This is a genomic window from Micromonospora arida, assembly GCF_003857035.1.
GTDB lineage: Bacteria > Actinomycetota > Actinomycetes > Mycobacteriales > Micromonosporaceae > Micromonospora > Micromonospora arida.
In genome coordinates this window covers 1-3,092 of record NZ_QGSY01000025.1, presented here as the reverse complement: position 1 = coordinate 3,092, position 3,092 = coordinate 1, and the positions used below count along the sequence as shown (strand labels likewise).

Below are 3,092 nucleotides of genomic sequence, written 5' to 3'. Positions count from 1 at the left end.
CCTCGCGGGCATGAGGATCGGCATTGTGGGGGCCACCGGCCAGGTCGGTGGCGTGATGCGGCAGGTGCTGACGGAGCGGAAGTTCCCGGCGGAGCAGGTGCGGTTGTTCGCCTCGGCGCGGTCCGCCGGGCGTACGTTGCCGTGGCGCGACGGTGAGGTGACCGTCGAGGACGCAGCGACCGCGGACTACTCCGAGCTGGACATCGTGCTCTTCTCGGCCGGTAAGGGCACGGCCCGGGAGTTGGCGCCACGAGTCGCCGAGGCCGGCGCCGTGGTGATCGACAACTCGTCGGCGTTCCGGATGGACCCGCAGGTGCCGCTGGTGGTCGCCGAGGTCAACCCGCACGCCGCCCTGGACCGCCCGAAGGGCATCATCGCCAACCCCAACTGCACCACCATGGCCGCGATGCCGGTGCTGCGTCCGCTGCACGCCGAAGCTGGCCTGGTGGGCCTGGTCGTCTCCACCTACCAGGCGGTCTCCGGCGCCGGGCTGGCCGGCGTCGCCGAGCTGGACGAGCAGGTCCGCAAGGTGGCCGAGCACGCCGCCGGGCTGGCCTTCGACGGGTCGGCCGTGGAGTTCCCCGCGCCGCGCTCGTTCACCCAGCCGATCGCCTTCAACGTCCTCCCGCTGGCCGGTTCGATCGTCGACGACGGCTCGTTCGAGACCGACGAGGAGCAGAAGCTCCGCAACGAGAGCCGCAAGATCCTGGAGATCCCCGACCTGAAGGTCTCCGGCACCTGTGTCCGGGTGCCGGTCTTCACCGGGCACTCGCTCCAGATCAACGCCCGGTTCGCCCGACCGATCACCCCGCAGCGCGCCCACGAACTGCTGGCCGACGCGCCCGGGGTGGCACTGACCGACGTCCCGACGCCGCTGCAGGCCGCCGGCCAGGACCCGACCTACGTGGGCCGGATCCGCGCCGACGAGACCGTCGAGTACGGGCTGGCCCTGTTCTGCTCCAACGACAACCTGCGCAAGGGCGCCGCGCTGAACGCGGTGCAACTCGCCGAGCTGGTCGCCGCCGAGCGCCGCTGACCGGCACGGTCGAACTCTCACCGAGCCCTCGCCGTCCGTCGGCGAGGGCTCGGTGCCGTTCCGGGTGGTCGCCCTGCCGTTCCGGGTGGTCGGCCGCGGCGGCCGGCAGGTCGTGCTTGGATGGGTCGGAGACGATCGTCCAACCTGGAGGACACCATGCCGGATGACGGCACCCAGCAGGCGTTGACCGATCTGGTGGCCGGCCGCTCGATGGGTGTGCTCGCCACCATCAAGCGGGACGGACGTCCGCAGCTGTCCACGGTGCTCTACTCCTTCGACCGGAACGCGGGCCTGATCCGGGTCTCGGTCACCGACGGCCGTGCCAAGACCGCCAACCTGCGCCGCGACCCGCGTGCCAGCTTCCACGTCAGCAGCGAGGACGGCTGGGCGTACGCGGTGGTCGAGGGTCGCGCCGAACTGACCCCGCCGGCCACCCAACTCGACGACGAGACTGTCGAGGAGTTGGTGGCGCTCTACCGGGGGCTGAGCGGTGAACACCCCGACTGGGACGAGTACCGCCAGGCCATGGTCGACGAGGGACGGATCGTGCTACGCCTGCACGTCGAGCGGCTCTACGGGATGCCGCCTCGGGGCTGACCCGCCCACAGCCGATCAGCCCGGCTCGATCACGGTCACGCCGGGCCACCGCTGCGCCGGCCGGTGCCGGGCCAACCGCTGCCGCGACCCGGCCACGTCCACCCTTGTCGGGTTGTGCCGCCACACCCCGGCCAGCAGATCCGTCAGGCCGTACGGGGCGCAGACCCTGAGCCGGCCGGCCGAGTCCAGACTGACGGCCACCGCTGTCGCGTACTCCGGCCAGGTGGCGACCGCCTCGGCAACGCTTCGGTACGGCTCGATCGGGTCGCCGCCGAACTTGGCCGCGTACCAGGTGTGCACCGCCGCCTGGTTGCGCGCCTGCCACGGCGGCTGCGGCCACATCGCCGCCAGCCGGGCGGTGGCCCGGTCGTCGTCGGCGCGGGTCAGCCTCGTCGGGTCGAAGAAGACCACGTCCACGTCGCGGACCCGCGCCGGGTCGAACCCGTCGCCGTGCCGCTCGCCCCACACCAGGTCGCGCAGGGCGCCCGCGCCGATCCAGGCGTCCGGCAGCTCGGAATCACGCACCACGGTCAGCGCCCGGGTCAGCCAGTTGCTGCCGGAAACCAGTTCCCGCAGCTCCTCCTCGCCCGTCATCATCCGCCCACGATAGGCAGCACAGCCGACGCGCGCCGTCGGTAGGCGGGTGTGCCGCCCGTCGACGGGTATACCGCCCTGCTTGCCGTTGCGGCCTGCTTCTGCCGTCGCGGGATGTCGGGGAGGGGGTGGGCGATGGGCGCCGGCACGAGCAGCGACGAGGCCGGCCCTGCGGGCCCGATTCTGCTGCCTCTACGAACTGCGACGCCTGCGACACCCGTGTCGATGGGCCGGGGCCGTATGCGTTACCCCCTCCCGGGCGGCGGGTAGACGGGCGGTGCCGACACCGAGAGGGGAGCACCATGACAACGGTCGGAGAGTTCATGACGACCCGGTTGGTGACGATGGACGGCAACGACACGCTCATCGCCGCCGCGCAGGAGATGCGTGACAGCGCGATCGGCGATGTGGTGGTGACCGACGGCGACAGTGTGGTCGGCATCGTCACGGACCGGGACATCACGGTCCGAGGTGTCGCGGAGAACATGGACCCGGGCTCGACCCGGTTGAGCCAGATCACCACTCGCGACGTGATCACGGTGAGTCAGTACGACGATGCCGTGGCCGCCGCGGACCTGATGCGGACGTACGCCGTACGCCGCCTTCCGGTGATCGACGACGGGCGCCTGATCGGCCTGGTGTCGATGGGTGACCTCGCGGTCGAGCGCGAACCGCAGTCGGTCCTGGCCGACATCAGCGCCGACGACCCGAACAACTGACCCGTCCGCCGCGGCACGCGCCGGCTCTCCCGTCCGGGAGGGCCGGTGCTGTGGTGTTTCCACCCCCTCGGTGATCAAGAGCTTCGCGTCAGGACACGCCGATAACGGTGACGCAAACCTCTTGATCACCGAGGGGGTGGAAACAC

The 3,092-nt window shown here is 71.3% G+C and carries 4 protein-coding genes; 3 read left to right on the top strand and 1 reads right to left on the bottom strand.

Annotated features, from left to right (window positions below):
* Nucleotides 1-10: 10 nt before the first annotated feature.
* Complete coding sequence (locus DLJ58_RS00220) at nt 11-1,036, top strand: aspartate-semialdehyde dehydrogenase (protein ID WP_124853312.1); 1,026 nt, start codon at nt 11-13, stop codon at nt 1,034-1,036.
* A 156-nt stretch (nt 1,037-1,192) separates the two neighbouring features.
* Nucleotides 1,193-1,633 carry a PPOX class F420-dependent oxidoreductase gene (locus DLJ58_RS00215; protein ID WP_124853311.1) on the top strand — a complete coding sequence of 147 codons (441 nt, stop codon included), beginning with the start codon at nt 1,193-1,195 and terminating at the stop codon, nt 1,631-1,633.
* Between the two features lie 15 nt (nt 1,634-1,648).
* On the opposite strand, the gene DLJ58_RS00210 is transcribed toward DLJ58_RS00215, so the two are convergent.
* Nucleotides 1,649-2,230 (bottom strand): nucleotidyltransferase family protein, encoded by a 582-nt coding sequence (locus tag DLJ58_RS00210; protein WP_124853310.1) that lies wholly within the window; start codon nt 2,228-2,230, stop codon nt 1,649-1,651.
* Nucleotides 2,231-2,529: 299 nt separating this feature from the next.
* Here DLJ58_RS00210 and DLJ58_RS00205 point away from each other — a divergent pair, with 299 nt between their 5' ends.
* Entirely contained in the window at nt 2,530-2,946 is a 417-nt protein-coding gene (locus tag DLJ58_RS00205) for a CBS domain-containing protein (protein ID WP_091405600.1), read from the top strand.
* Nucleotides 2,947-3,092: the final 146 nt, after the last annotated feature.

Excerpts from the sequence above, each read along its gene's own strand:
- DLJ58_RS00220 (WP_124853312.1), top strand. The coding sequence starts at position 11 with ATGAGGATCGGCATTGTGGGGGCCACCGGCCAGGTCGGTGGCGTGATG.
- DLJ58_RS00215 (WP_124853311.1), top strand. The coding sequence starts at position 1,193 with ATGCCGGATGACGGCACCCAGCAGGCGTTGACCGATCTGGTGGCCGGC.
- DLJ58_RS00210 (WP_124853310.1), bottom strand. The coding sequence starts at position 2,230 with ATGATGACGGGCGAGGAGGAGCTGCGGGAACTGGTTTCCGGCAGCAAC.
- DLJ58_RS00205 (WP_091405600.1), top strand. The coding sequence starts at position 2,530 with ATGACAACGGTCGGAGAGTTCATGACGACCCGGTTGGTGACGATGGAC.